Origin of the sequence: Nitrospina watsonii (assembly GCF_946900835.1) — a bacterium.
Classification (GTDB): Bacteria; Nitrospinota; Nitrospinia; order Nitrospinales; family Nitrospinaceae; genus Nitrospina; species Nitrospina watsonii.
In genome coordinates, this window is record NZ_OX336137.1 from 2,038,678 (window position 1) to 2,064,632 (window position 25,955).

Genomic DNA, 25,955 nt, shown 5'->3' on the forward strand with positions numbered 1-25,955 from the left:
CGCTTTCGTTCTCTCTTACAATACCGACCGGAGAGGCCGGTCAGTCCAATAATTTTTCAAACGGAACATATTCCAGGTTCAACGCTTCGGCCACCGCCGGGTGCGTGACCTTCCCCTTGTACACATTGAGGCCATGCCGGAGCGCCGCATTTTCCATCAACGCCGTCTTGAATCCCTTCTGCGCCAGCTCCCTGGCATACGGCAGGGTGGCGTTGGTCAAGGCATAGGTCGAGGTGCGCGCCACCGCGCCCGGCATGTTGGCGACGCAGTAATGAATGACGCCCTCCACCTCGAAGATCGGGTCCGAGTGCGTGGTCGGGCGCGACGTTTCCAGAATGCCGCCCTGGTCGATGCCGACGTCCACCACCACCGATCCGGTCTGCATGGTCTTCAGCATGCCGCGCGTGATCAACTTCGGCGACCGCGCTCCCGTCAGCAACACCGCGCCGATGACGAGGTCCGCCATCGCCGTGTATTCCTGAAGATTGAGTTTGTTGGACATGATGGTTTTGACGCGCCCGCCAAAGATATCGTCGATGAAGCGCAGCCGTTCGAGATCGATGTCCAGAAGCGTCACGCGGGCGCTGGTGCCGATGGCCATTTTGGCCGCGTTCATGCCGACGATGCCGCCGCCGATGATGACGATGTGTCCGGGATCGACCCCCGGCACGCCGCCCAGCAGGATGCCGCGTCCGCCGTTTTCGCGTTCCAGGTATTTGGCGCCCTCATGCACGGACATGCGCCCCGCCACCTCGCTCATCGGCACCAGAAGCGGCAGCGATCCGTCCTCCAACTGCACGGTTTCATAGGCGATGCCCGCCACCTTGCGGTCGAGCAGGCCCTGGGTCAACTCCAGCGCCGGGGCCAGGTGCAGGTAGGTGTAAAGAATCTGGTCTTCGCGCAGGCGGCCGAACTCCTCCGGCAACGGCTCCTTGACCTTGATGATCATGTCGGCCTGCTGGAACACCTCGTCGCAGGAGAGGATTTTGGCTCCCACGCGGGCGTAGTCGTCGTCGAAAATACCGCTGCCCTCGCCCGCGCCGGCTTCAACCAGAACGGTGTGGCCGTCGGCGATGAGCTCGGTCACCCCGGCGGGGGTCAGGGACACACGGTATTCGTTTTCTTTGATCTCTCTCGGAACGCCAATAAGCATATGAATACGATGGGGAATGGATGGTGGATCGGGAATAATACATTTAAGCTAAAGAGGATACGCTGATTCCGGTCGATTGATATTTACCCGGAAATCCTATAGATTATTACACCAAATGCACCCCCGTGACATCTAAAAATCAGGAGCACCCGGAGGACTTTGAATTGGATGAGGCTGTGAACACCAAATTTGACCAGATGTTTCAGGTGCAGTATTTCGCACCGGAAAAAATGCTGGACCTGGACGAAAAAGACCTGGGACTGGAAGAGCTGAAATGCCTTGCGGAATGGGAAACCTTTCCCGAAGTGGAAAAACTGTACATCAGCAACAACCAGCTCACCGATGCGGCGATCCAGACCCTCGAAAACGTCTCCGGCAACCTGCAATCGATTTACCTGAACCACAACCTGCTGGGCGATGACGCGGCGCGGAGCCTGGCCCGCTCGGAATGGGTGAAACCGCTCAAATGCCTCATGCTGGAGGCCAACAACATCACCGCCGAGGGCGTGAAAGCGCTGGCGGAATCGAAACACTTCCAGAACCTGGAAGAACTGTTTCTGGACTTCAACCCCATCGGCGCGGAAGGCGTGAAAATGCTGGCCGAATCGCCCAATTTTCCGAAGCTGAAAGCCCTGCATCTGGACAGCACGCAGATGGGTGACGCCGGAGCGGTGGCGCTGGCGCATTCAAAAACCCTGACCGGCATCGAGCGGCTGTATCTGTGCTCGAACCGCATCGGCAATGAAGGCGCGCTGGCGTTGTCGCGCTCCGAAAACCTGGGCACTCTGCGCGTGCTCAGCATCTGGCGCAACGAAATCCGCGACGAAGGCGGCAAGGCCATGATCGCCTCCGGCACCTTCGACAACCTGGAGCGGCTTTACATGAGCCTCAACTTAATGGATCCCCCGGTGATCAAGCAGATTCGCAACTCGGACCTGGCCCGCCGCCTGGTGACTCTGGTCATGGATTAGGAGAGTCCGTCATGGAATACAAATACACGTACAGCAAGCTGTTCAACGTGCTGTTTCACATCGGCGTGATCATCAACGTCGTGCTCGTGATCTGGCTGTTTCTGGTGTTTTTCAATATTCTCTGAGAGAAGACGCGGTCAGTGCGATTCCACGGTCTTGTACGGGCGGGATGCGGCTTTGACGAGGGTGTCGTTGTTGATCCAGCGCACCTGCGGCTCCGGCACCAGGTACTCGCCGCGGGCGTTGCGGAACGGACGCCACTCGTTGTTCACATAAATCTCGTTGGGCCGGAAGTTGGCCTTGTAAGACAGCGAGTGGTTGTGTGAGATGAAATAGCCCATGTAGTAATGCGGGATGCCCCGGTTCTGACAGAGTTGCAACTGCTTGAGCACGCTGAACGTACCCAGGCTCATCTGCGGCGTCGGATTGTTGTAAAACGTGTAGATGGCGGAAAACGAACGCCGGGTGATGTCCGCCAGCGCCACCCCCACCAGCTCGCCCTGATAGTAATATTCAAATTCCATCCCGAACGGCGTGTTCACGTAAAACGACAGGCGGAAATTCTGTTCGTCTTCCACATCGTCCTGCAAGGCCTGAAACCGTTTTTTGTGATCGAGGTAGAGCCTGAACTTCTCTTTTGTGAAACGCGGCAGCCCCATGCGGACTTCGATGTCCTGGCAGGCCTTGAGCGCCCGTTTCTGGCTGCGCGTCATGCGGAACTCCTCGACGCGGACGCGGATGGGCACGCATTCGTGGCAATTGCCGCAGCGCGGGCGGAAGTAGTACTCGCCGAAATGGCGCATGCCGTGCGCCAGCATGTAGTCGAATTCCACCTCGGAAATGTCTTCCAGCAGGTATTCCTCGAACAGCGACTGCCGGTCACGGAAGTAACCACATTGAAAAGGCTTGGATTCTATAAAATGCGCGAGCATAAAAAAGCAGCACCCGCCCGCAATCGGGCCAGATTGGATTGACAGGACAATGATTTGCAACCAATTGGAATTTTATAACATTTTTGCAGGGAAATGTAGGGTGAAGGCCCGATTTACGACTCCTGAATGAAAATTCCCAGGGACACCCCGGCGCAACCGGAAAGCGCCGCGGTCCTGCCAGGCCTCCGGCAGGAGGGCCAATACGTTGTAAAGGCGGATTTTTTGTGATTTACTTGCGGCCAGAACGGCATCAAACCGGAACCAGCATTGAACGTATCGGTGATCATCCCCACATTGAATGAGTCGCGGTTGCTGCCGGGAACGCTGCAGCGCCTGGAACGGATCGCGCCGTTTGAGGTCCTCATCGGCGACGGCGGCAGCGAGGACGACACAGCGGCCATCGCCCGGCACCACGGCGTGCGCTGCATCGCCTCGGAACGGGGGCGGGCGGTGCAGATGAACGCCGCCGCCCGGGAAGCACGGGGCGACCTCCTGCTGTTCCTGCACGCCGACAGCGATCTCGACGCTTCCGGTTTCGAACGCATGACTCATATCATGCAAAACGGCCGTTACCAGGGCGGCGCGTTCAGCCTGTCGATCGATTCCCACACCCCGGCCTTGCAGACCATCTCGCGGCTGGCGACGCTGCGTTCGCGTTACCTCAATCTGGTGTACGGCGACCAAGGCATCTTTGTGCGGCCGGAGGTGTTCCGCGCCCTGGGCGGCTTCTCGCCCCTGCCCATTTGCGAGGACCTCGACTTTTTCCTGCGCCTCAAGAAACAGGGCCGCACGGTGATCCTCCGGGAAACCATTTCCACGTCCGCCCGGCGCTGGCACGCCGAAGGCGTGGTCTGGACCACCTCCCGCAATATCCTCATCGCGTCGCTGTTTTTACTGGGGTTTTCCCCGGTACGGCTGAGCAAATGGTACCCGCCCAAACGCTGACCCAAAACCCTTGAAAGCTCACAAGCCCTGACTATATAATGACAGGAAACGTCAATCCCTAACCCCACCTTTGGTAATCAGATATTTATGGGCAAAAAACAATCCAAGAAAAATAAAAAACCGCAGGCCGCCAGATCCAGCAAGAAACGATACACACGGCCAACGCTGTTCGTCGTGATGGTGGCGGCCCTTCTCTTCGGCGCTTACGAGTTCACCCAGCCTCCGGTTCAACCGGTGGCTCCGGCGACCGGCAACCTGATCGAGACCCGCCCGGTGCTGACCCCGGCGCTGTTCACCGGCAAGGCCGCGCTGGCTTATCGTTACGCCGCGGAGATCCCGAAGATCATCGACAGCCAGTTCTGTTACTGTTACTGCAAGCGCGATCATGGTCACAAAACGTTGTTGACCTGCTTCACCAGCATGCACGGTTCCAAATGCGGGGTCTGCATCGATGAAGTGATTTACGCGTACGAGCTCTACAAGGAAGGCAAAACCCTGGATGAAATTGTCGTGGCCATGGACAAGAAATTTTACCGGCCCTACAAACGGCACCTGTAATTGAACGATCACGCACCCCGAAAGACTATGGAACACGCTCTGGAAAAGAAACCGGTCAGCATTTATATCCCGTACACCCTGTTGGCGCTGGCGCTGCTGGCGATCTTCATCAGCGCGCTCAACCGCGTCGAGTTGAAACCCTTCGAGGTCGAGTACCCGGCGGAAGCCTTCATCGCCCCCAATTTCGAGCTGACCACGCTCAATGGCGGCAAGATATCGCTCAAGGACTACCGCGGCAAGGTGGTGTTCATCAACTTCTGGGCCACCTGGTGCGCCACCTGCAAGGTGGAGATGCCGTCCATGCAACGGGTGTACGACAAGTTCAAGGACCGGGGGTTCGAGATGCTGACCATCAGCGTGGACAAGGATCAGAAATTGATTCAGCCGTTTATGGACAAGTACAACCTGACGTTCCCGGTGCTGCTCGACCCGGAAGAGACCATTGCCAAGCAGGTGTACAAGACCACCGGCGTTCCGGAAACATTCATTGTCAGCAAAAACGGCATCATCGTACACAAAGCCATCGGCCCGCGCGACTGGGCGGCGGAAGACGCGATGGCCGCATTCCAGCAACTGGTGGAGCAATCCTGATATGATTCCTTTACGCATTGTGATCCTGACCGCTTGCCTGTCCCTTCTCCCCACCCTCCTTTTCGCCCACGGCGGCGAACAACACGACGACCACGAAGCCACCATTGAAGAACAACCCGCCGTCGGCTCTCCCGTCAAACTGGTGGAAGATTTACCGATGGAGACGGGTTCCAGCGAACCGGTCGAATACAACTCCGGCGAACCGGTGGACTACGGCACCGCACCCACCACCCAGGCGATGGAACACAGCGATGCGCCGTCGCTGGGCTTGGGCGACGATCCCTTGGGACTGGGGTCGAGTTCGATGAATGAGGGCATGCCGTCCATGGATCACTCCGGGCACGACATGGCGGGCATGAAAAAAGAAGAGCCGCACGTCGAGCAGGCGACGCACGAGATGGTTTCCGGCTCCAGTAAAGGCTATGGCATCGCGGTGGGCATCACCGTATTGTCCGGGCTGGTGGCGGGTTTTCTGTTTTTAAAACGTCCGACCGATTCTTAATCATCCGGTTTCCACACCGGCAACGCGAGCGAGGCCGCCCATGGCAAACGGAATCATCGACACAGTCAAAAACCGGCTCGGCTACAGCGAGTTGGAATATCCCATTCCCGAACACGCCAACAGCATCCGCTATTCGCTGGGCGGCATGACGCTGTCCTCCTTCTCCATCCTCATTATCACCGGCATAGTGCTGGCGCAGTTTTACGTGCCCAGCCCGGAACGCGCCAACGCCAGCGTGCATTACCTGATGGATCAGGTGTACCTCGGATGGTTCCTGCGCGGCCTGCACTTCTGGGCGGGAGAGGCGTTGACCGTCACCCTGCTCTTACATCTTATCCGCGTCGCCCACACAGCGGCGTACAAGGCGCCGCGCGAGATCAACTGGCTGGTCGGCGTGACGCTTTTGCTGATGATGGTCGGCTTCCTGTTCACCGGCACCGTGCTCAAGTGGGATCAGGAAGCATACGAGGCGCTCATGCATTTCAACTGGGTGGCGGACAACCTCGGCATCCTCGGTTACCCGTTGACGGAAAAGTTCGCGCAGGGGGTGCCGCTGCTCAACCGCGTGTACATGGCGCACATCAGTCTGCTGCCCGTCATCACGATTCCCCTCATCGGCCTGCACCTGTTCTACATCAAGTACCACAAACTGTCGCCGCTGCCGGGCGAGCCGGAGGTGGGCGACACGCATAAAACTTCGAACCAGATGGACACGCCGCCGGTGGTGCAGCGGCACATCCCGTTCACCCGGCACCTGCAATACCTGAATATGGCGGGCGCGGGGGTGTTCTTCATCGTCTGTCTGCTGGCGCTCACCATCCAGCCGCCGTTGGGCAACGATCCGGTGTTCGGGCTGGAAGTCACCAAGCCGCCGTGGCAATTCGTCTGGATTTACGCGTTGGAAAACCTGTGGGTGCCGTTTCTGATCGTCGCGCCGGTGTTGATCGTGCTGTTTCTGGTGTCGGTGCCGTTCATCGATCGCGGACCGGAACGCGACTGGCGCAAGCGCCCGATCGCGACCGCCGTGCTCGCGTTCTGCATCGTGCTGTCCCTGGCGCTCATCCTGTGGGGCAAGTTCACCACCATGACGCACTCGATGTGACCAAATAGTTCATAAAATGTGAGTGCATGCCGTTTCATAACGGTCAAAAATAAAGAAACACATAGATCCTTCACTACGTTCAGGATGACAGCGGTCGTGGCCCGCTTCCAGCAGAGCCGAACAACATCCCCCTCCCCTTACCAAGGGGCACTCACAGAGTGACGGGTTGGGGTGGGGTTATGGTTCCTGACCACCCAGATGTCATGCTGAGCGGAGCGAAGAATCTATGGGTTGCTTTTTTATTTTTCCTGATAAAGTCAACTTTACCTGGGAAGACTCGGATCAAGTGATCGACATCGAAATTCTGACCAAGTCCGACTGCTGCCTGTGCGACGACGCCAAAGCGGTGGTGGAGGCGGTGCTCGCCGAGTACCCGGCGACGCTCACGCTCACCGACGTCGAATCCGACGCCGCCCTGTTCGACGCGTACAAGGAAAAGATTCCGGTGGTGCGCCTCAACGGCGAGGACAGCTTCCTCTACAAAGTCCACCCCGTCACCCTGCGCAAACGGCTGGAAGAAATCGACCGCGGGAAGTAATGTTTAGCTGATCAAAAACAAAACATAGATTCTTCGCTTCGCTCAGAATGACAAACCGAGCTCAGCCCTGTCATTCTGAGGAGCCGCAGGCGACGAAGAATCTATGGGTTCACCCACTAACAGTTGCAAAGTTCTCCTTGTAAGGAAGCACTCACGGAGTGATGAACCAAGGCAAGGATTGGAAGGGCAAACGTTCAATGATGGTGACGCCGCCCTTATTATTTCCTCCCCTTACCAAGGAGCACTCACGGAGTGACGGGTTAGGGTGGGGTTTTGAAGGGCAACCCGAATTACGGGTTGCCTCCACCAATACCTCCCCTCGATCCGCTCCTTGGAATGGAGGGGAATAAAAATTTATTAATTCGGAACTTTAGGGTTCCCGGCAATATACGAGGTAGTTATGGCAGAGAAACAAGCACTGAGCGACGAGGAACTGCAACAGAAACTGAAAGACATGGCACCGGAATGGAAGGTCGATAAAAACGAGAAGGGCGTGCCCTTCATCTACCGCGTGCACCGCGCCAAGGAATATTTAAAGGGCATCGATTTCGTGAAGGAGGTGGCTCAGGAAGCCGAGAAGGAAAACCACCACCCCGACATTTTGATCCACTACAAACGCATCACCGTCCGTTACTGGACGCACACCGTCAGCGGCGTCACCCTGGCCGATGTGGAAATGGCCCAGCAGATCGACCCCCTGTTCGAAAAAGACTGACCGTTACGCGACACCTGGCAACGTGGCGGAATGGCGCTTACACTTCGTCTTCTTCTCTAAGGATGTCGTCGAGGGTCTGGCGGCGGCGGGCGAGTGTGCAGGTGCTGCCATCGACGATCACTTCCGGCAGCAAGGGCTGGGTGTTGTAGTTGGACGACATGACGAAGCCGTACGCCCCCGCTCCCCCCACCACCATGATGTCGCCGGGATTCGGCAACGGCAGGCGGCGCGCCACCGGCTCTTCGTTTTCCTGCGTCAGCACGTCGCCCGACTCGCACACGGGTCCGGCGACGATCACATCCTGCTCCGGCCCCAGGGTGTCGCCGACGAATTGAATGGGATGGTACGAGCCGTAGGCCATCGGCCGCATCAGATGGCAGAAGCCGATGTTGCCCAGCACGTAGTCGAGGCGTTTGCCGTTTTCGTCGAGGGTGTGATTGAGCGCGCGCACTTCGCCCAGCAGGTAGCCGCACCCCGCAACAAAGCGCCGGCCGGGCTCGATCTCGCAGCGGATCTTGCGCCCGAAATGTTTTTCCAGAATGGCCACGCGTTCTTCTAAGATCGGTTTGTAGCCGGAAACGTCGGCTTGCGGCTGGCCCTCACGGTACTGGTACGGCAGGCCACCGCCGAAATTGACCACTTCCACGTCGTCGAACTGTTTGGCGAACTCGACCAGCTTGCCCGTCAACCGTTTCAGGTGTTCCATGTCGCCGCCGGAACCGATATGAATGTGCACGCCATTGATGACGAGGCCGTATTCTTTCGCAATGGCGCGGGCTTCGTCCAGACTCTGGTGCCAGATGCCGTGTTTGCTGTAGGGGCCGCCGGTGTTGGTCTTCTTCGAATGCCCCGAGCCTTCGCCGGGGTTGATGCGGATGGAGACCTTGTTCGATCCCTTGCCGAGCCGTTTCAAGGTCTGGCCGTATTCGCGCAGCATGCCGAGCGTACCGCAGTTGGTGTACACGTTGTTCTGGATGCAGTACTCGGCGTCGGAGGCGTGGAAAAACACGTCGCTGGTGAAACAGATCTCGGAGGCCTCGAAACCCGCCCGCCGGGCGCGCTGCACTTCGAGCACGCTGACGGCATCGATGTGGACTCCGCTGCGCTTCATTTCCTGGAGGATGGCGCGGTTGGATTCCGCTTTCATGGCATAACGCACCACCGGCGCGAGGGTTTTGATTTCGGCTATCGCGGCGCGCAGGGCCTGGAGGCTATAGACATACACCGGCGTGCCAAACTGGCGCGCAATGTCGCGAACGTCCACATCTTCGATCTTCATGCTGTCTCCTGAAGGGGTGAATCCGGCAGCGTGACCGGAATGAAGTTGGGCATTTATAGCATAAATCGCCGGCGCAAAAAAACCGGTTTTGCCCGATGGCCCCAGGGGCCGCCCCGGAATTATGTTTGACATCCTGCGGGCGGGTCTTATACAAATGAAATCATACGTTAACGATCCACCACCGGGCACACGCCAGAGGACGCAGACCAGGAATGCAGAAATGGACCGTCGAAAAATCCAAAGAGTTGTACAACATTGAGGGCTGGGGAGCGGGCTATTTCGGCATCAATCAAAAGGGCCACATCATTGTCCAGCCGGACAAAACCCACGAACACACCGTGGACCTCAAGCTTTTGGTGGACGACATCAAGGCCAAAGGCTACTCCCTGCCGGTGCTGATCCGGTTTTCGGACATCCTCAAGTCCAGCATCGCCAAACTGTCCCACGCATTCAAAAAAGCCGCCGCCGACCACAATTTCACCGGCGAGTACCACGGCGTCTATCCGATCAAGGTCAACCAGCAGCGGCAGGTGGTGGAGGAGATCGTCAAGTTCGGCCGCGACCACAACATCGGTCTCGAAGCCGGTTCCAAACCGGAGCTGCACGCCATCCTCGCCATCATGGACAATCCAGAGGCCCTGCTCATCTGCAACGGCTACAAGGACGAATCGTTCATCCGCCTTGCCTTGATGGGACAGAAGCTCGGCAAGCGCGTGTTCATCGTGGTCGAACGGTTGTCGGAGCTGAACATGACGCTGCGCGTAGCGAAGGAGCTGAACGTTCTGCCCAACATCGGGCTGCGCATCAAGCTGTTCAGCGCCGGGTCCGGACGCTGGGCCTCTTCCGGCGGCGAATATTCCAAGTTCGGCCTGAGCCCGATGGAAACCGTCGAGGCGGTGGAGATCGCCCGCGAAGCCGGGGCGCTCGAGGCCATCCAGCTCATCCATTTTCACCTGGGCAGCCAGATCACCAACATCCGCCGCATCAAGAACAGCCTCAAGGAAATCGGCCGTTATTATGCCGAATTGACGAAGATGGGCTGCAACCTGAAGTTCATCGACGTCGGCGGCGGGCTCGGCGTCGATTACGACGGTTCCAAATCCACCTTCGCGTCGAGCACCAACTACACCGTGCAGGAGTACGCCAACGACGTGATCTATCATATTTCCGAAATCTGCGAGGAAGAAAACCTGCCGCACCCCAACATCATTTCGGAATCCGGCCGCGCCATGACGGCGTACCACTCGATCCTCGTGTTCAATGTGCTGGAGGTGGCTTCCTTCCCCGACTCGAATCAGGAGTTTCAGATTGAGGAGGCCGCGCCGAGCGTGGTGCATGAGTTGCATTACGTGCTCGAACAGGCGTCGAACAAGAACATCACCGAATCCTGGCACGACGCGCTGGACCTGAAAGACCAGTCGCAGAACCAGTTTTCGCTGGGCATGATCGGCCTCAAGGACAAGGCTCTCGCCGACAAACTGTTCTGGGTGATCTGCCGCAAGATTCAGGAACTGGCATCGCGCCTCAAGTACATGCCGGAAGAACTGAAAACCCTCAATCAGCGGCTGGCCGACAAATACTTCTGCAACTTTTCCGTGTTCCAGTCGCTGCCGGACTCGTGGGCGATCGACCAGGTGTTCCCCATCGTGCCGCTGCAACGTCTGCACGAACACCCGTCGCGCGAAGCCACGCTGATGGATTTGACCTGCGACTCGGACGGCATGATCGACACCTTCATCGGCAATCACAACATGGAACGCACGCTGCCCCTGCACCCGGTGAACAGCGAGCCGTACCGCATCGGTATCTTCCTCACCGGCGCCTATCAGGAAATTCTGGGCGACCTGCACAACCTGTTCGGCGACACCAACACCGTCCACGTATCCTTAAAGAAGGACGGCACATTGAAGTACGAACAGATCATCGAAGGCGAGGACGTCACCGACGTGCTGGATTACGTTCAATTCCGCGCCGAGGAGCTGGCCGGGCGCATGGCAGGGTTCCTGTTCCACAGCGTGCAGCGCGGGACCATCAGCCAGGAAGAGGCGGACCAGTTTCTCAACCTGTATAAGGAAGGGCTGTCCGGCTACACCTACCTCACCAAACCCGATCACTGAGACCGGACGGCATCACGGCATCAACGTGCCGCGGCTGGTGCCTTGTTTGAGGACCTCGATCATGGCGTCGTGGATATGTCCGTTCGACGTCAGGATTTCGCGGTCGCCGAACTGGAACGGCGTGCCGTCGAAGCGCGTCACCCTCCCGCCCGCTTCTTCGAGGATCAACACCCCCGCCGCGTAGTCCCAGGTATTCAACTTCAATTCCCAGAAACCTTCAAACCGTCCCATCGCCGTGTAGCACAGATCGAGCGCCGCCGACCCGGCGCGGCGCACCGCCTGAGAGGCGGCGATGAAGTGGATGAAGTGGTCGAGGTTGTTGTGCGTCGCGGTGTGGATGTCGTAGGCGAAGCCGGTCACCAGCAGGCTTTGCTTGAGGTTGGCGAGCGGCGAGACGGCGATGGGTTTGCCGTTCATCGTCGCGCCTTTGCCTTTTTCGGCGACGAACATCTCGTCGAGGCTGGGGTTGTACACCACGCCCAGCACGGTTTCGTCGTTCTGCCGGTAGGCGATGGACACGCAGTAACACGGGTAGCCGTGCGCGTAGTTGATGGTGCCGTCGAGCGGATCGATCACCCACAGGTGGTCGGCGTGGCCTGCGGTTTCACCCGACTCCTCGGCCAGCACCGCGTGGTCCGGAAACTCTTTGTGGATGCGACCGATGATTTCCTGTTCGCAGAGGAGATCGACTTCGGTGACGGGGTTGATGTCGCCCTTGTAGCGGATTTCGCCGATGCAGTCGGCGCGTTCCTGCTGGATGCGTCCGGCGGCACGCGCCGCCTCCACGGCGACTTCGAGGGCTTCGATCATTCAATCCACCCGCCGCCGACAATGCAGTCGTCGGTGTAGAACACCGCCGACTGGCCCGGCGTGATGGCAGGCTGCGGGTGTTCCAGTTGCACGCGGGCGCGGTCGCCCGGCAGCGGCGTCACCACGCAGGCCACCGGCTGGTGGCGGTAGCGGATCTGCGCTTCCGCTTCGAAGGCGTCGCAATGATCCAATTGCCAGGTGACGTGGCTGACCGTGAACTCTTCGCGGAACAGATCGTTCTTCGGGCCGACCACGATCTCGTTGTTGACGGTGTCGATGGCGGTCACGTAATAGGGTTCGGCGAGGCCACCCAGGTTCAACCCCTTGCGCTGGCCGATGGTGTAGGCGGGATAGCCCTTGTGCGTGCCCAATACTTCACCAGTTGCGGTGACGATGTCGCCCGGGCGGAACAACTCCGCATCCACTTCACCGGCGATGAACTTGGCGTAATCGTTGTCGGGGATGAAACAAATTTCGTGCGACTCCGCCTTGCTCGCCACATTTTTGAGACGGTACTTCTCCGCCAGGCCCCGCACTTCCTTCTTCTCCAGATCGCCCAGCGGGAACACCAAACGCGACAACTGCTCCTGCGACAGGTTGAACAGGAAATAACTCTGGTCCTTGGAGGCGTCGCGCCCGCGCCTGACGGTGTAGCGTCCGTCTTCCGTCCGCACCACCGAGGCGTAGTGGCCGGTGGCGATGTAGTCGTAGCCATACGCTTCCGCCTTGTGCATCAACTCGTCGAACTTGAGTTTCTTGTTGCAGGCGGTACAGGGAATGGGCGTGCGGCCCTTCAGGTATTCATCGACGAAGTAATCCACCACATCGCGGCGGAACTCTTTTTCGAGGTTGAGGATGTAAAACGGGATGCCGATGCCTTCCGCCACCCGGCGGGCGTCGCTGAGATCATCCAGCGAGCAGCAGGTGCCGAAACGGTTGTCCGTGTCCCAACTGTAATTCCACAACTGGAGGGAGATGCCCACCAGATCGAAACCCTGCTCCTTGAGCAGGGCGGCGGCGACGGAGCTGTCCACCCCGCCGCTCATGGCGACGACGACCTTGTGGTCGGCACTGATTTCTACGGGCATCAATTCGGTCATCATTCCAGCGATTCCAACATAAAAAAAGACAAACAGGTGTCGCCTGTCCGCCGGGTCTGCAATTTTTTCAGTTTACCATAATTTTCGGCCAGCGCGGTTTTATGAAAATGCTCGGCCACCACCTCCGCCCTCTCGGCCAGCAGACCGGATGCCGCCAGTCCGGTCAGCGTTTCCGTGTACAGATCCGCGTCGAAGGGCGGGTCCACATAGACCCAGTCGAAGACCTCGCCCTGGTTTTGCAGGCGATCCAGCGCCTGCCGGGCTGTGACCGGCAACAGGGTCCAGTTGCTGGAGCCTTCCGTCCCGGAGAACGTCAGGCGGCATTTTTCGAGGTTGCCGTGCAGCAGGTCGCGCACCCGGGCGTTGGCCTCGACGAACGCCACCCGGCTGGCGCCGCGGCTGAGCGCCTCGATGCCCACCGCGCCGGTGCCTGCAAACAGGTCCAGCACCCGCGCCCCCTCGATGCCCGCCCCCACGATGTTGAACAACGACTCGCGGACGCGATCCAGCGTCGGCCGCAGAGCCTGCCCTTTCAGCGGTTGCAGGCGCGTGCCGCGCAGACGGCCGCCGATCACCCGCATGCTTGCCTCCCCGGCATCGGCATTTCCTTGTCAAAAGGGTTGAAAATCAAACGCGCTCGTGGTTTACTTCGCAATCGCTTGTGTTGTAATATTCTGGCCCGGTTTTGTCAAATCACCTTGAAACCGGAACGCGTAATCCATAAAATAGAAACAAATGCTCGGGTATCGTCTAACGGCAGGACGTCAGACTCTGGCTCTGAAGGTTGAGGTTCGAATCCTTGTACCCGAGCCATTTTTTTGATCTATAAGGAGAAATGAGTGTCGTCCAGCATCTATCGCAACCCGTTCCTGCTTGGTTTGTTGGGGCCTGCGTACAACCTGTTTGGCACGGTGTGCGTGGTCAGCGACTTCCTCCTGTTCACCCTGTTCATTTTTGCCACGCTCGGCATTCTGGGTGCGTACGTCACGGATTTTCATATCGTATCCGGACTGTACATGAACGAGTTGTTGCACAAGGTGGCGTTGGCGTCCCTGCTGGGCACGGTGTTCGGCCTCATTTTGTGGGCGATCAACATGCTGTTCAGCGGCCCCGCCGAAGGTCCGGGAGCGGGTGTTGTCTCCCCCGCCGGAAAGTTTTTCATCACCTGGGTGGTGATGGGCGTACCGGCGTATTTCATGCTGGTGTATCTGGTCAGCCGCCTCAACAAGCGCGATCTCGAAGCGGAAGAGGTCATCCGGCAGGAGAAGAGAAAACAGCGCAAAGGCAGTGGCCCGCCCCTCATCAACAAAGACGGCGGTATCTGAGCGGCGCCCCGGCACGCACGGGCCTTCCCCGCGTTCTTCACCCCCCTATCGAATCTTCCTCAAAACCCCGGCCTGCATCGTCATGGCCTGGGCTGGATGATTTTGAGATTCAAAGCAACCGACGGGTGTGATATCGTAAAAAACTAAAATATCATGGCCCCATCGTCTAGCGGTTAGGACGCTGGCCTCTCACGCCGGAAACAGGGGTTCGATTCCCCTTGGGGCTACTTCTTTCCTTCCTCCGGGAAGGGAAGACGAGCTTGACGCCATCCCGTTTTCATTCCCCCTGATCTCTCGGGGGAAGGTGGCCTTCATTCCTTTCTTCTGGAGGCAAGATAACGTGTTCCCATTCCAATTGCACTCTGTTTTGAAATCGATCTTCTCGCTGACCGCGCTGGTTCTGGTCTGCGTCCTGGGCACCGCCCCCTTCGCCCACGCGGAGGTGCAAACCAAAACCATCCGCTACGAAGTCAACGCCGTCGAGCTGCAGGGCTTCCTGGCCTGGGATGACGCGGTCCAGGGAAAGCGCCCCGGTATCCTCGTCGTGCACGAATGGTGGGGGCACAATGAACACGCCCGCAATCGCGCCCGCATGCTGGCCGAGTTGGGTTACACGGCGCTTGCATTGGACATGTACGGCGATGGCAAACTCGCCGATCATCCTAAGGAAGCCGGTAAGTTCATGACCGCCGCTTTTGAAAACTGGGTGGGCAGCCAGGCCAAGTTCAACAAAGCGAAGGAAATCCTGCAACAGCAGGACACCGTGGATGCCGACCGCATCGGCGCCATCGGCTTCTGTTTCGGCGGCGCGGTGTCCATCCGCATGGCGCGCGGCGGCGCCGACCTCGACGGCGTGGTCGCCTTCCACAGCGCCCTGCCGGAGCAGCCGCCGGTGAGCAAGGGCGACGTGAAGGCCCCCCTCCTCGTCATCAACGGATCGGAAGACGGGTTTCTGGCCACCGACCGGGTGGCCGCCTTCATGAAAGAAATGGTCGATGCCAACGCCGACATCAGCTACGTGAGTCTGCAAGGCGTCAAACACAGCTACACCAACCCACAGGCCGACGAGTTCCGCAGCAAGTTCAACATCGACAGCCTCGTGTACGACAAACAGGCCGCCGAACGCGCCTGGAAACTGATGCAGGCATTTTTCGAACGCGTGTTCGAGTGAATCTGTACGTGAAGGGATGGCTATCCTGAACGTCTAAGGAGGCGTCATGACCCAGTTGAAACAAGTTGAAGAAGTCCTCAAAACCCCCGGCCAGCACTGGGTGGGCGACGGCTTTCCCGTGCGCACCCTGTTCACTTACGACACCCACGGCAAGGAACTCAGTCCATTTCTTCTGTTCGACTTCGCGGGACCCGCGGAATTCACCCCGGCGTCGAAACCGCGCGGCGTCGGCCAGCATCCACACCGCGGATTCGAAACGGTCACCCTCGTTTATAAGGGCGAAGTCGATCACAAAGACCTCGCGGGGAACGACGGCCACCTCGGACCCGGCGACGTGCAATGGATGACCGCCGCCTCGGGCATCGTGCATCAGGAGTTTCATTCCCAATCCTTCACCGAAAAAGGCGGCACCTTCCATGCCGTGCAGTTGTGGGTCAACCTACCGGCGAAAGACAAGATGTCAACGCCGCGTTACCAGGACATCCCGGCGTCGCGCATCCCCGTCGTCAAGATGCCGGGTGGTTCCCTGCGCGTCATCGCCGGGGAGTACGACGGGCAACAGGGTGCGGCCGAAACGTTTTCAGCCATCAACCTGTGGGACATCCGTCTCTCAGCCGGGGCTGAGATGGAGTTGGCGCTGCCGCCCGGCCACACCACGGCATTGGTGAATGTCGAAGGCAGCGTGCGCATCCATAACGGCAATCCCATCGCCGAAGCCCAATTGATCCGCTTCGGTCGTGAGGGCGATTGCATCGGACTGTCCGCGCACAGCGACGCCACCCTGCTGCTGCTCAGCGGCGAACCCATCGACGAACCCATCGTCGGCGACGGTCCGTTCGTGATGAATACGGAAACGGAACTGGTGCAAGCCTTCGACGATTATCAGAAGGGGTTGATGGGCTGAGCGGCTCTCACCCGGAGGCCACCGGGGCATCCTGCCCCATCTGCCCGGGGGTCATGGCAAAACGCACATTGCGTTCGATCAGCGCTGTCTTGCCGCGCACGGTGAGGTCGGTGATGAACCGAAACTGATGGCGGGGATCGACCGCGTAGGCCTTCAACCGGTAATGCGTGGCCCAGGGTTTTTCCTCCACCACCACCGAAACGGGCAAGTCGAAATAGAGATAAGGACTGGTCAGCGCCACGTCTTGCAATACCTGGCGGATCTCGGCGGCATGGTGCTGGGGATGCAGGTAAAAATGAACCACGCACTGCAAATGCGGCGTGCCGTTGTTGGCGTTGGAGATCAACTCGGTCCACAGCTTCTGGTGCGGGATGTACACCGCCGTGTCGTCTGCGGTCACAATCCGCACCGTGCGCACGCCCACGTGCGTCACCTCGCCATACACGCCGTTCACCTCGATCCAGTCGCCGTTGCGGTACAACCGCTCGCCCACCGCCACCACCCCGGCGATCAAACTGCTGGTGTAATCCTTGAGCGCAAACCCCAATGCGAGGCCGATGGAGCCCAGCACCGCCACCATGTTTTGCAGGGACGGCTCGATAATACGCGGCACGCTCAGGATGAATGCGGTCAGGATGAATATCAGGCGCAACAGCGGTGCCATGGCGAGCAGGAACAGCCGCACCTTTCCGTGCAGACGGTTGGCGATCCAGGGCAACAGATTCTGTGTGATCAGGATGAGGACGATCGCTCCGGCCACAATCACAACCAGCTCAATCATCACGGCAGTATCGAGCGTCTTGAACACTTGAGAGATTTTTTCGTTATCCATAACCGGCCTCAAAAATCATCCAGCAGATAATCCCGGGCTCCCAGGTAATCCCGGACAGCGTAATAACCCAGCGCACTCACTTTCCAGTTTTCCCCTTCCACACACACCACACCCAGCGATTGCAACCGGCGCAATAAAGACGCAACCCGAAAATCCGGAAGGGACAGCAGTTCGCCGAGGAGCGCCGCCGTCAACCCATTGTGAAGAAGCAGGGCGTGCAACACAAAGGCCAGGCTCTCATCTTTTTCCGTGGGCAGGGTCAAGTCTTCCGGCAATTGCGCCACCCACACAGATTCTTCCTCCTTCGCGCCTGGCTTCGCTCCCGTTCCCTCTGTGTCTTCCTCCGCGGGCGTTTTTTCTTCATCCGGTTCGGCCCGCAGTCTTCGGCTCCAATAGACCCTGGCCGTTCCAAAATTGCCGCGGCAACGCGCGGCAAGCTGAGTCAATTCGGAACTGATTTCCCTTTCCGGCTCCGGCGGCACACACAAAATGGTTTTCCCCGTTTTGGCATTCAGGAAGCGCACCCGCCTCTTGCGCCCGCCTGCCGCTTCATTCCCGGTAAACAGGCGCGACAACCGATCGCCATCGAACGCCTGCAGGGTCAGAGGACTCCATGGCAAAGGCGGACCGACGCGTTGCAGGTAGGCCCAGCCCCAGCTGTCACAGCCGATGAGGCCGCGGCCGAGCTTACCGGAAGCCGCCTTTTCCAGAAAACGGCGGACCAGTTCCAGCCCGTTGGCATGACGCAGGAAACAGTGTTCGAGAGAAGGCAAAACCCACGGCCGGTCCGCACCGGGCCACTCATCGAGCCAATGCGGATCGGCTTTCAGGATTTGTTCCGGTGTGGGAGTCTCGATCCAATGCGCATCGTGAATGCGAGCCCAACTGCGCAGGAATTCCTCCTTTCCCGCATGCGGTTGCAACACCACAAACCGGACCGGGACGTCCGTCGAGTTTGCATCCAGCCACCCCTCCAGCTCCACGTCCAGGACCCCTGCCACCTCTTGCCAGTCGATGGGCGGAACCAAATGGCGCAGGCGCACTTCCGGAAGCGTTTTCAATTCCACTTCGGCCTTGAAGGGGCTCCCGCCGTTACCTTCGTTTCGCACGAAAAGCTGTTTGAACGCAGTCCACTTGCGGAGGGCGGTGCTGGCGACCGCGGTGACAGGCACCGAGTACTCATCCAGGGGAATGAGTTTCCAGAGCGGTGCCGACTCGGCCTCGCTGTCGGCAGGTATCGATACGGGAGTGTCCTTCGTCATGGCTACCGCCTGTCAGTGAAAAAGTGGCAACACCAGAAAGCCATTCATCTTAGCCCAGGCCGGGTGGATTTAAAACTATTTCGATTCGGACCCTTTCATCCGTCCCCTCCCGCCATTTAAAGGTTCCAGAAAAAAATAAAGCACGCGATGGGAACCAGCGTGACCAGAAAGAGGTTGATCCATTTCCAGCGACCCATTGTCTCCAAGTAGGCGTAAAGGCCGGTCGGTCCTTCCACCTGCCGCCTGCTTCCTGCCGGGGCGCCCGGCCCTTTTGCCAGACGCCGTATATAAACGATGGTCCCGCTTAGAGAAAGCAGGCACAGGATTATTCCAAACCCCACCCAGACCAGCTTGGAGGTCAGCCCCCCGAAATCGCCGAAGTGAAGCGGGTCCGCCGTGTGCTCCCAGCGCTCCAGCCAACTCATCGCTTCGGCGCGATTCACAGCGATCACGTCCCCCGTGTACGGATTCAATTCAACCGAATTGGTGCGGTCGCGTACCAGCCAAGCGCCGGTCTGACCTTGAAACACTATGGTCTCGTTCACGTCGGCCGGCAGACTGATTTGGCGCACGTTCAATCCCGGGAAGGCTTGTTGCGCTTTTCTGACCAGTTGATCCAACGGGAGCCGTTCCAATGCGGCTCTCTCTTCGGCGAGGTGTTGCCATTCCGCGGCGGAAAGTGTTGTGCGCGGCGCCTCCCAGTCGATCCCCGCCCGCCAGGCCAGCCGTTCGGCAAAATACCAGATGCTGGTGACCGCCATGACCAGCACGAACCAGCTTGACCACACACCGATCAGGCGGTGCACATCGCCCCAGAACACACGCGGCCCTTTATATCTGCGCGGCCACCGCCCGGCACTGTGACCGGGCTTTTTGATCACACGCATGCCCGTGACCAGCGATACCAAAAGGACGAACCCCAAGATGGTGACCGGAAAAAAGCCCCAGTCATCCGGCGCAAACAACAAGTAATGGAGCGCGCGCAAAAAGGAGCGGACCGTGACCCAACCGCGCTCGCCGGTCACCCGGCCGGTGGCGGGATCGATGAAGATGACGCGCGACGTGCCGTCCGGGGCGGTAGCGGAAATCCGGGTGGCGAGGAACGGTTCCTCGCCCGCCTCCATATAGGTCAAAGTGTGGAAGGGAAATGCCCGGACGGCGGCGTGGTATTGTGTCTCCCAACTTGCCCGCGCGGAGGAGGTGGTGGCGCGGGCCTCGGGGTACACCAGCCATTCGATTTCATCACTGACCACGGCCGCCGTCCCGGTGGCGGAAACAAACAGCAGGAATAAACTCAACTTGAGGCCGAACAGGCTGTGCAGGTACCAAACCCAGGGGCGTCCCGAACGGTCTTCTCCCTTTCCGTTTCCGGATCGTTTGTCCGGGGTGACAGTGTTTGAAGGACGTCTTCTGGATGGATCAACCTCTTGCGGCAATGGGTCCGATCACCACCTCCACGTATAAGCCGTGAACACGCGGGTGCCCTCGGCGGCGACCCAGCTGAAGCCGAAGTTGCTGGCCTCGCTGGTCAGGTTCACGTACGTGGCATTGAACAAATTGGTCGCGCCCACCTGCAACTGGCCCGGCCCCACGTCGAATTCCGCCATGAAGTTGGCCAGCGTGACATTTTCCGACCGGCCTTCTCCGAACGCGGTGCTCGCACCAAACGGATTGCTCGCCGAGCGGTAAAAGAGATGAAGCCGGTTGCGCCACCAGGCAAACGGACGGTAATGAATGAAGCCATTGACAAGAAGCGGAGGCACCTCACTCAAAGAGATGCGCCGTGTTTCCGTGGAGGGCTCACGCAAACCGTCCATCCACGCAAAGTTGCCTTCCAGCTCCCATTGCGGATTGAGCACCCACCCGGCGGTGCCTTCGATGCCCCAGAACTTGCGCGGCTCGCGAAGCGGCACACAGGGGCTGGTGCCGGGACAAAACAACGCACTCAACAAATCAGACTCGGTGTAAAACGCCGCGAGGGAAAGACGGTGGTTGTCCCATTCGCCGCGGAATCCCACTTCGTACTGGTTCGACTTGGCGGGTTGCGGGTCGATCTCCGCCGCCGTGCCGGCGCTGCGCGCGGCGCGGCCGAGCTGGCTGATCTCCGCGCCCTGGGTGAAGGTGAAAAACGCGTTCATGTAATCATCGATGAAATACACCACACCGGCATTGAACAAGGTCAGGTCGAAATCCCGAAGGTCGCCGCCGACGATGCCGCCGGAGCCGGGGCTGTTCTCCGCCGATCCTCCGTAACGTTCATGCCGCACACCGGCGGTGAAATTGAAATCCCCGAACGGCACATCGAACTGGGCATAGGGAGCCAGCACATTCAGGGTGACATCCGGCGCGAAGTGGTCGATGTGCGCTCCCGTTCCGAGATCCGTGCTCTGCCGCTTGACACGGTTGGATAAATAATCCAGGCCGTAGGTGACGTTGGTGCCATCGAGAAGCATGTCGAGAGGCGTGGTGATGCTGGAACGCACTCCGCGGTAATCGTTGATCATCTGGTCCCTGTTAAAGGGGGAAGGAGAACCGGAGCTGGCGTAGTTTTCCGTGAACGTATCGCTGGCGAAAAACTCCACCTTCACCGCACTGTTGTAGATATCGGGATTGGTGTAGGCCAGATTCATGGTCAGCGCTTCGCGGAACGCGCGTCCGCCGTGCGGTTCCTCCTGCGCCACGGCGAACCGGCCCCGGTACACCCCGACGCCCGGAAACGGGAGGTCGAAAACATCCTGATGGTTGACGAAGTTATAAGTCGTGCGGAAGCGCAGTTCGCCCGCCTCGCCCAGGTTATAACCGAAATTTCCGTCGAACCCGCTTTGAGTGAACTTTCCCACGCGGTTGATGATCCTGCTGAAGGCGGCAGCCAGGTCGCCATCCGGCGTCATCCGCGCGCCGTTGTACTCGAAAAGTCCGCCAACGTGGTAGTCGAACTTGCCCACGATCTGCGACGCGCTGTGGTACGTGCTGGTGGTGTAACTGCGGTCGGTTTTGTACGGATTGAAACTGCCGCGGATGCGGGAGTTGAGGGTCAGTTTTTCTGATTGCGCCTGCTGGGTGCTCAAGGCAATGATACCGCCCGGCGAACCGAATCCATAAGGCGCACTCGCGCCGCGGCTGACTTCCACGCCGCCCAACTGATCGGGGTGAACCAGGTTGATGTCCGAGCCGACGCTGGCCCGAAGCTGTTCGTTGACCGGCACGCCGTTGATGAACACCTGCGCCGTGCGCCCCCGGATGTTGCGCACGCCGTTGTTGGTGGGATTGAATCCCGGCACGCGCCGGGTCAGGATGTCCTCCGTCTGGTTCGCCGTCCCCAGTTCCTCAAGAACCTGCTCCTGCTCCACCACGGAAATCGAAACCGGTACATTGGACAACTCCACTTTCTGGCGGCGCGTGCCCAGCACGGTGACCTGCTTCAGCTTGGAGATTTTTTTGGTTTTCGCGGAAGCCGATTTCAATGTCACCGTGTTCGCATTGGTAAAGGTGTAAGTGAGATCCGTACCTTCCAGTAATTTCCTTAAAGCCTGTTCGGGGGTATAGGTTCCGGACACCCCCTCCGTGGTCAGCCCCCGGGTCAACGCCGCGTCATACAGAACCTGGAGGTCGGCGGTCTCGCCAAAGCTGGAGAGCGCGGAGGCCAGGTCCTGCGGCGGAATATCGAACCGCAACGGCCCGCTTTCAACCAATTGCGCGACCTCCGGGCCGGACCCGGAAATAGTGGGAGTTTCCTGTGCGTAGGCGACCGGCGTTGCGGTCAGCACCAGTACCGTAAGAAAAAGCCCGGACACCCGTTTTGCCCGGGGCAAGGTCCAACCCATCAAATATTGATTGAAACCAGCGAGTTCATTCATCGTTCCATTCCAGTTCACGGTGAAAAAAATGTGGAGGTGTACTGTTTATAGAACGATAAAAGGGGGTGCCGCCCTGACATGGGAACGGTACTTTTTTTTAGGGAGGTGTATTAGTTGACGGGAACGGGGGTTTCGGTGCGATCCAGCAGGGTCAGATAGCGGGTCCACCGGTGAATGCGGATCGGCAGGGTGTCTTCCAATGCCTGGAGCACCGCGTCGGGTTCGTGGATATCGAAAATGCCACTGACCCTCGATGCACGCAGTTGGTCATCGAGAATGAGGATGGCACCTTTGCGGTAGCGGTTGACCTCTTCAATCACTTCCCCCAGCGTCTGATCGTTGAACGCCAGTTTACCGCGCCGCCAGATGGCGATCTTTCCGCGATCCACCGATTCGACTCCGGACAGGCCGGTATCGGGACCAAAATGAATCTGTTGTCCGGGAACCAGCTTCGCCACCGATGTGTCACGGATAACCCGCACTTTGCTCTCGAGCACGGTCACCACCACTCTATCCGGTTTCCTGTGTACCTCAAACGCTGTGCCCAGCGCCTGGACGGTGCCGTGGCCGGCAACCACCTCGAACGGCCGGTCCTTGTCCGCCGCAACCACAAACAGGGCACGGCCCCGGTGCAGTTCCAGCCGCCTTGTTTCGGGCGAAAAATCGACGGACAGGGCGGAGCCGGTATCCAGATAGACCGTCGAACCATCGGCCAGGTTAAACGTATTCTGTTCCCCGGTTTCCGTGTGGTGATCGCTGGCGAGCCGCACCCAGGCATCCAGCAACCAGAAATTCGCGCCCAGCAGGATCAACAACACAGCGGCCAACGATGCCGCCCACCGCGCCGCGGCACGCTTTCGTGTCCCGCCCTGGAGATGGACAGGAATCCGCCCGGCGTTTTTATTCCCAGCAAGTCTCCGATCCGCCCACGCCTGAAGACCATCCAGGTCGGTCCAGCACGCGCTGACCCGGTCGAACTCACGCGCATGAAGAGGGCTTTGTGCGCGCCAGTCTTCAAACTGACGGCGTGTCTCTTGCGTGGCATCGCCGGACCGCAGCCGGGCAAACCAGGCGACGGCTTCATCGGACACGGTTTCGTGTTCGCCTTGGGAATCGCGAGTCATGCCGGCCGCACCCACCCATTGAGTGATAAAAGATTCATAATCGGTTCCAATAAATAACAACGCCAAATGCCGATGGCTTTGTGTCTCATTATACCTGAGACGAAATCGCCTGCGCGATACCCTACCCTCATTTATTTACTGAAACGTCTGCCGCAAACGATCCCGGCAATGAGCGAGGCCACGAATAACATGTTTTTCCACCATGTTTCGGGAAATCTTCAAACGGTGGGCAATCTCCAGATGGCTCAACCCCTCGAATTTGTGGAGCATGAACACTTCCCGGCAACGCGGCGGCAACTCCTCAATCGCTTTTTGCAGGATTGCCAGGCGCTGTTGGTAGTCGATCACGGTTTCGGGCAAGGGCATTCCATTCGAAACATTTTCCGTCACCGCCTCCGCACTGATGTACCGTGTGCGTCTCTTTTCCGAACGGAGATGATCGACGGCCAGGTTGGCCGCCATTTTGAACAGGTAGGCACGCGGATGGTCCAACGCCACCGGATGAGTGAGCTGGTTCACCCGCAGGCAGGTTTCCTGCACCACCTCTTCAGCCAGCAACCGGCAACCGTATTTGCGGGTCAGAAACGCCTTTAAGTCATCATAGTAGGTAATCAGCGTTGCGAGCAGGATTGAGTCGGTGTGGTGGGACATGGTGTCAAAGAAACCTTCCCGCAATTGCACGTAGAATGGAGGCTGGTCCGGCCTCTGCTGGACTGAGCGAGGCCCTTCGGCACCCTCGCAAAGCCTTCAAGGGCGTGGCGCAACATTGAAAATAATAATGATAATCATTATTATTTTATTGTCAAGCCTATTTGTCCAGGGAAGGTGTTCACCACACGTCAGTTGGGTCAATTTTGAAATAATGCATTCCAGGCAAACGCGACGACCGGGACGAACAAGATCGCCACATTGATCCATTTCCAGGAACCCAACCACCAGAGCCAGGGGGGAGCGGACCGGTGCGCCCCGCTCCATTCCCGCACGGCGTGTTCCGCCCGTTTTGTAAAAACCAAAACTCCGGTGATGGCCAGTGTGCACAGGCCAAGGCCGCAAACAAACCAGATCAGTTTTGTCGGCAAACCGCCCAGGCTGCCGAAATGAATGGGATCGGCCATATGGGAAAACCGCCAGAAGGCGTTCAGGTTCTCCGCACGGCGGACTCGCAGAACAGCGCCCGTATAAGGATTGAGAGACACCTGGCTGGCGCGGTCGCGCGTCCACCACGCTCCGGTCTGACCGGAAACATGCACGGCCCCAAGCGGTGGCGAACCCCAGAAAACGCTCCGCACCTGCAAACCGGGCATCGCTTTCCGCGCATGGTCTAACAGGGTTTCCAGGGACATGGCGACTTCGGCTTCCGGCCCCCGGTTTCGGAGATCGTTTTCAGACAACTGGGGGGAGTCATCGTCATAGAGAGGCACTCCCGCCCGCCAAAGCAACTCTTCCGCAAAATACCAGACACCGGTCAGAGCCATCACAAGGATGAACCAGGTGCTCCACACGGCCACAAGCCGATGGAGATCGCCCAGAAAAATTCGGATGCCTTTCTTCCGCCGGGGCCATTGAAAGAAGCCTGACCAGAATTTTTTGTGAATCGCCAGTCCGGTTATGAGGGATCCTATGAGAAGAAAAGAAACGATGGATACCAGGAAAAACGCCTGGGGATACAGAAACATACAGTAGTGGAGTTGCCGCATGAAGTAGGGAAAATCGATGCCGCTTCGGACGCCGGTGATTTGCAGGGATGCCGGATCGATGAACACGGTCTGCTCTGTGCCGTCCGGATGTGCGATATGAAACCGCGCAGCGAACGGCAGGCTCATCCAAGGAATCAATTCATCCGGTCCGGCCTCTGCCCCGGAGAGGCGGCTGTTGGGGAACCGGGACTGCACGGATTCGGCCATGCGTTCCCAGGGGAGCGGGCCGTGAAAAGGAGTGGCGCGAATGCGGGAATCGATCAACCAATCGATTTCGTGACTCACTGTGGCGACGGTTCCCGTGAAGACGACAAACAGAACGAGAAAAGAAAGGTTCAGACCCAGCAGGGAATGGAGGAGGAAGGACCGCGGCTTCCCCGCGGAGCCCTCGCCGGTTGACGGCTTGCCGTGCCGTTTATCCGGAGAGGGCCCTCTGGAGGAGCTTGTACGATTGAATGTAGCCATGAATT

General features: G+C 58.8%; 25 protein-coding genes and 2 tRNA genes. 14 read left to right on the forward strand and 13 right to left on the reverse strand.

Going from position 1 to position 25,955, the window contains the following annotated elements; translation table 11 throughout:
• Positions 1-40 precede the first annotated feature (40 nt).
• Positions 41-1,153: an alanine dehydrogenase gene (gene ald, locus QML71_RS09410; protein WP_282011667.1), complete on the reverse strand. Its 1,113-nt coding sequence runs from the start codon at positions 1,151-1,153 to the stop codon at positions 41-43.
• Positions 1,154-1,329: 176 nt separating this feature from the next.
• On the opposite strand from ald, the gene QML71_RS09415 reads away from it, so the two are divergent.
• A complete protein-coding gene (locus QML71_RS09415; RefSeq protein ID WP_282011668.1) occupies positions 1,330-2,124 on the forward strand; it encodes a leucine-rich repeat domain-containing protein in 795 nt (264 codons plus the stop codon).
• A gap of 137 nt (positions 2,125-2,261) precedes the next feature.
• On the opposite strand, the gene QML71_RS09420 is transcribed toward QML71_RS09415, so the two are convergent.
• On the reverse strand, positions 2,262-3,056 hold the full coding sequence (locus QML71_RS09420) for an arginyltransferase (RefSeq protein WP_282011669.1): 795 nt from the start codon (positions 3,054-3,056) through the stop codon (positions 2,262-2,264).
• A gap of 267 nt (positions 3,057-3,323) precedes the next feature.
• Here QML71_RS09420 and QML71_RS09425 point away from each other — a divergent pair, with 267 nt between their 5' ends.
• The 7 genes from QML71_RS09425 to QML71_RS09455 all read left to right on the forward strand — a co-directional run bounded on the left by QML71_RS09425 (position 3,324) and on the right by QML71_RS09455 (position 8,007).
• The gene (locus tag QML71_RS09425) at positions 3,324-4,001 is read left to right on the forward strand and encodes a TIGR04283 family arsenosugar biosynthesis glycosyltransferase (RefSeq protein WP_282011670.1); all 678 of its coding nucleotides are present in this window, start codon (positions 3,324-3,326) and stop codon (positions 3,999-4,001) included.
• An 87-nt stretch (positions 4,002-4,088) separates the two neighbouring features.
• Positions 4,089-4,559 (forward strand): CYCXC family (seleno)protein, encoded by a 471-nt coding sequence (locus QML71_RS09430; protein ID WP_282011671.1) that lies wholly within the window; start codon positions 4,089-4,091, stop codon positions 4,557-4,559.
• A 27-nt stretch (positions 4,560-4,586) separates the two neighbouring features.
• Complete coding sequence (locus QML71_RS09435; protein ID WP_282011672.1) at positions 4,587-5,150, forward strand: peroxiredoxin family protein; 564 nt, start codon at positions 4,587-4,589, stop codon at positions 5,148-5,150.
• A 1-nt stretch (position 5,151) separates the two neighbouring features.
• Positions 5,152-5,652, forward strand: coding sequence for a hypothetical protein (locus tag QML71_RS09440; RefSeq protein ID WP_282011673.1), 501 nt, complete (start codon positions 5,152-5,154; stop codon positions 5,650-5,652).
• 40 nt (positions 5,653-5,692) lie between these two features.
• Positions 5,693-6,754 (forward strand): cytochrome b, encoded by a 1,062-nt coding sequence (locus tag QML71_RS09445; protein WP_282011674.1) that lies wholly within the window; start codon positions 5,693-5,695, stop codon positions 6,752-6,754.
• A gap of 226 nt (positions 6,755-6,980) precedes the next feature.
• Positions 6,981-7,292 (forward strand): glutaredoxin family protein, encoded by a 312-nt coding sequence (locus QML71_RS09450; protein ID WP_282011675.1) that lies wholly within the window; start codon positions 6,981-6,983, stop codon positions 7,290-7,292.
• 400 nt (positions 7,293-7,692) lie between these two features.
• Positions 7,693-8,007, forward strand: a complete 315-nt coding sequence (locus QML71_RS09455) for a 4a-hydroxytetrahydrobiopterin dehydratase (protein WP_282011676.1) — start codon at positions 7,693-7,695, stop codon at positions 8,005-8,007.
• 37 nt (positions 8,008-8,044) lie between these two features.
• On the opposite strand, the gene QML71_RS09460 is transcribed toward QML71_RS09455, so the two are convergent.
• The gene (locus QML71_RS09460; RefSeq protein WP_282011677.1) at positions 8,045-9,286 is read right to left on the reverse strand and encodes a diaminopimelate decarboxylase family protein; all 1,242 of its coding nucleotides are present in this window, start codon (positions 9,284-9,286) and stop codon (positions 8,045-8,047) included.
• A gap of 212 nt (positions 9,287-9,498) precedes the next feature.
• Between QML71_RS09460 and speA the strand changes: the two genes are divergently transcribed.
• Positions 9,499-11,403 carry a biosynthetic arginine decarboxylase gene (gene speA / locus QML71_RS09465; protein WP_282011678.1) on the forward strand — a complete coding sequence of 635 codons (1,905 nt, stop codon included), beginning with the start codon at positions 9,499-9,501 and terminating at the stop codon, positions 11,401-11,403.
• A gap of 12 nt (positions 11,404-11,415) precedes the next feature.
• On the opposite strand, the gene QML71_RS09470 is transcribed toward speA, so the two are convergent.
• Genes QML71_RS09470 through rsmD form a run of 3 tightly spaced genes read right to left on the reverse strand, consistent with a single transcriptional unit; the run spans position 11,416 to position 13,894 of the window.
• The gene (locus QML71_RS09470; RefSeq protein WP_282011679.1) at positions 11,416-12,213 is read right to left on the reverse strand and encodes an inositol monophosphatase family protein; all 798 of its coding nucleotides are present in this window, start codon (positions 12,211-12,213) and stop codon (positions 11,416-11,418) included.
• Complete coding sequence (mnmA, locus tag QML71_RS09475; protein WP_345742349.1) at positions 12,210-13,313, reverse strand: tRNA 2-thiouridine(34) synthase MnmA; 1,104 nt, start codon at positions 13,311-13,313, stop codon at positions 12,210-12,212. Before mnmA ends, QML71_RS09470 begins: the two co-directional genes overlap by 4 nt.
• Positions 13,313-13,894, reverse strand: coding sequence for a 16S rRNA (guanine(966)-N(2))-methyltransferase RsmD (gene rsmD, locus QML71_RS09480; protein WP_282011681.1), 582 nt, complete (start codon positions 13,892-13,894; stop codon positions 13,313-13,315). Before rsmD ends, mnmA begins: the two co-directional genes overlap by 1 nt.
• 158 nt (positions 13,895-14,052) lie before the next feature.
• On the opposite strand from rsmD, the gene QML71_RS09485 reads away from it, so the two are divergent.
• The 5 genes from QML71_RS09485 to QML71_RS09505 all read left to right on the forward strand — a co-directional run bounded on the left by QML71_RS09485 (position 14,053) and on the right by QML71_RS09505 (position 16,713).
• Positions 14,053-14,126, forward strand: a tRNA-Gln gene (locus QML71_RS09485).
• 26 nt (positions 14,127-14,152) lie between these two features.
• Entirely contained in the window at positions 14,153-14,638 is a 486-nt protein-coding gene (locus QML71_RS09490) for a hypothetical protein (RefSeq protein WP_282011682.1), read from the forward strand.
• Positions 14,639-14,793: 155 nt separating this feature from the next.
• Positions 14,794-14,865 (forward strand) — tRNA-Glu (locus tag QML71_RS09495).
• A 113-nt stretch (positions 14,866-14,978) separates the two neighbouring features.
• Positions 14,979-15,809 carry a dienelactone hydrolase family protein gene (locus tag QML71_RS09500; protein WP_282011683.1) on the forward strand — a complete coding sequence of 277 codons (831 nt, stop codon included), beginning with the start codon at positions 14,979-14,981 and terminating at the stop codon, positions 15,807-15,809.
• Between the two features lie 55 nt (positions 15,810-15,864).
• Entirely contained in the window at positions 15,865-16,713 is an 849-nt protein-coding gene (locus tag QML71_RS09505) for a pirin family protein (RefSeq protein WP_371832128.1), read from the forward strand.
• 7 nt (positions 16,714-16,720) lie between these two features.
• Here the strand turns inward: QML71_RS09505 and QML71_RS09510 are convergent, their stop codons facing one another.
• The 7 genes from QML71_RS09510 to QML71_RS09540 form a co-directional block, all read right to left on the reverse strand.
• On the reverse strand, positions 16,721-17,545 hold the full coding sequence (locus QML71_RS09510; protein WP_282011685.1) for a mechanosensitive ion channel family protein: 825 nt from the start codon (positions 17,543-17,545) through the stop codon (positions 16,721-16,723).
• Between the two features lie 8 nt (positions 17,546-17,553).
• On the reverse strand, positions 17,554-18,807 hold the full coding sequence (locus QML71_RS09515) for a hypothetical protein (protein WP_282011686.1): 1,254 nt from the start codon (positions 18,805-18,807) through the stop codon (positions 17,554-17,556).
• Between the two features lie 116 nt (positions 18,808-18,923).
• Positions 18,924-20,243, reverse strand: a complete 1,320-nt coding sequence (locus QML71_RS09520; protein ID WP_282011687.1) for a PepSY-associated TM helix domain-containing protein — start codon at positions 20,241-20,243, stop codon at positions 18,924-18,926.
• Positions 20,244-20,252: 9 nt separating this feature from the next.
• On the reverse strand, positions 20,253-22,664 hold the full coding sequence (locus tag QML71_RS09525) for a TonB-dependent receptor (protein WP_282011688.1): 2,412 nt from the start codon (positions 22,662-22,664) through the stop codon (positions 20,253-20,255).
• A 110-nt stretch (positions 22,665-22,774) separates the two neighbouring features.
• Entirely contained in the window at positions 22,775-23,788 is a 1,014-nt protein-coding gene (locus QML71_RS09530) for a FecR family protein (RefSeq protein WP_282011689.1), read from the reverse strand.
• A 135-nt stretch (positions 23,789-23,923) separates the two neighbouring features.
• The gene (locus QML71_RS09535) at positions 23,924-24,439 is read right to left on the reverse strand and encodes a sigma-70 family RNA polymerase sigma factor (protein WP_282011690.1); all 516 of its coding nucleotides are present in this window, start codon (positions 24,437-24,439) and stop codon (positions 23,924-23,926) included.
• A gap of 197 nt (positions 24,440-24,636) precedes the next feature.
• Positions 24,637-25,950, reverse strand: a complete 1,314-nt coding sequence (locus QML71_RS09540; protein WP_282011691.1) for a PepSY-associated TM helix domain-containing protein — start codon at positions 25,948-25,950, stop codon at positions 24,637-24,639.
• Positions 25,951-25,955 lie beyond the last annotated feature (5 nt).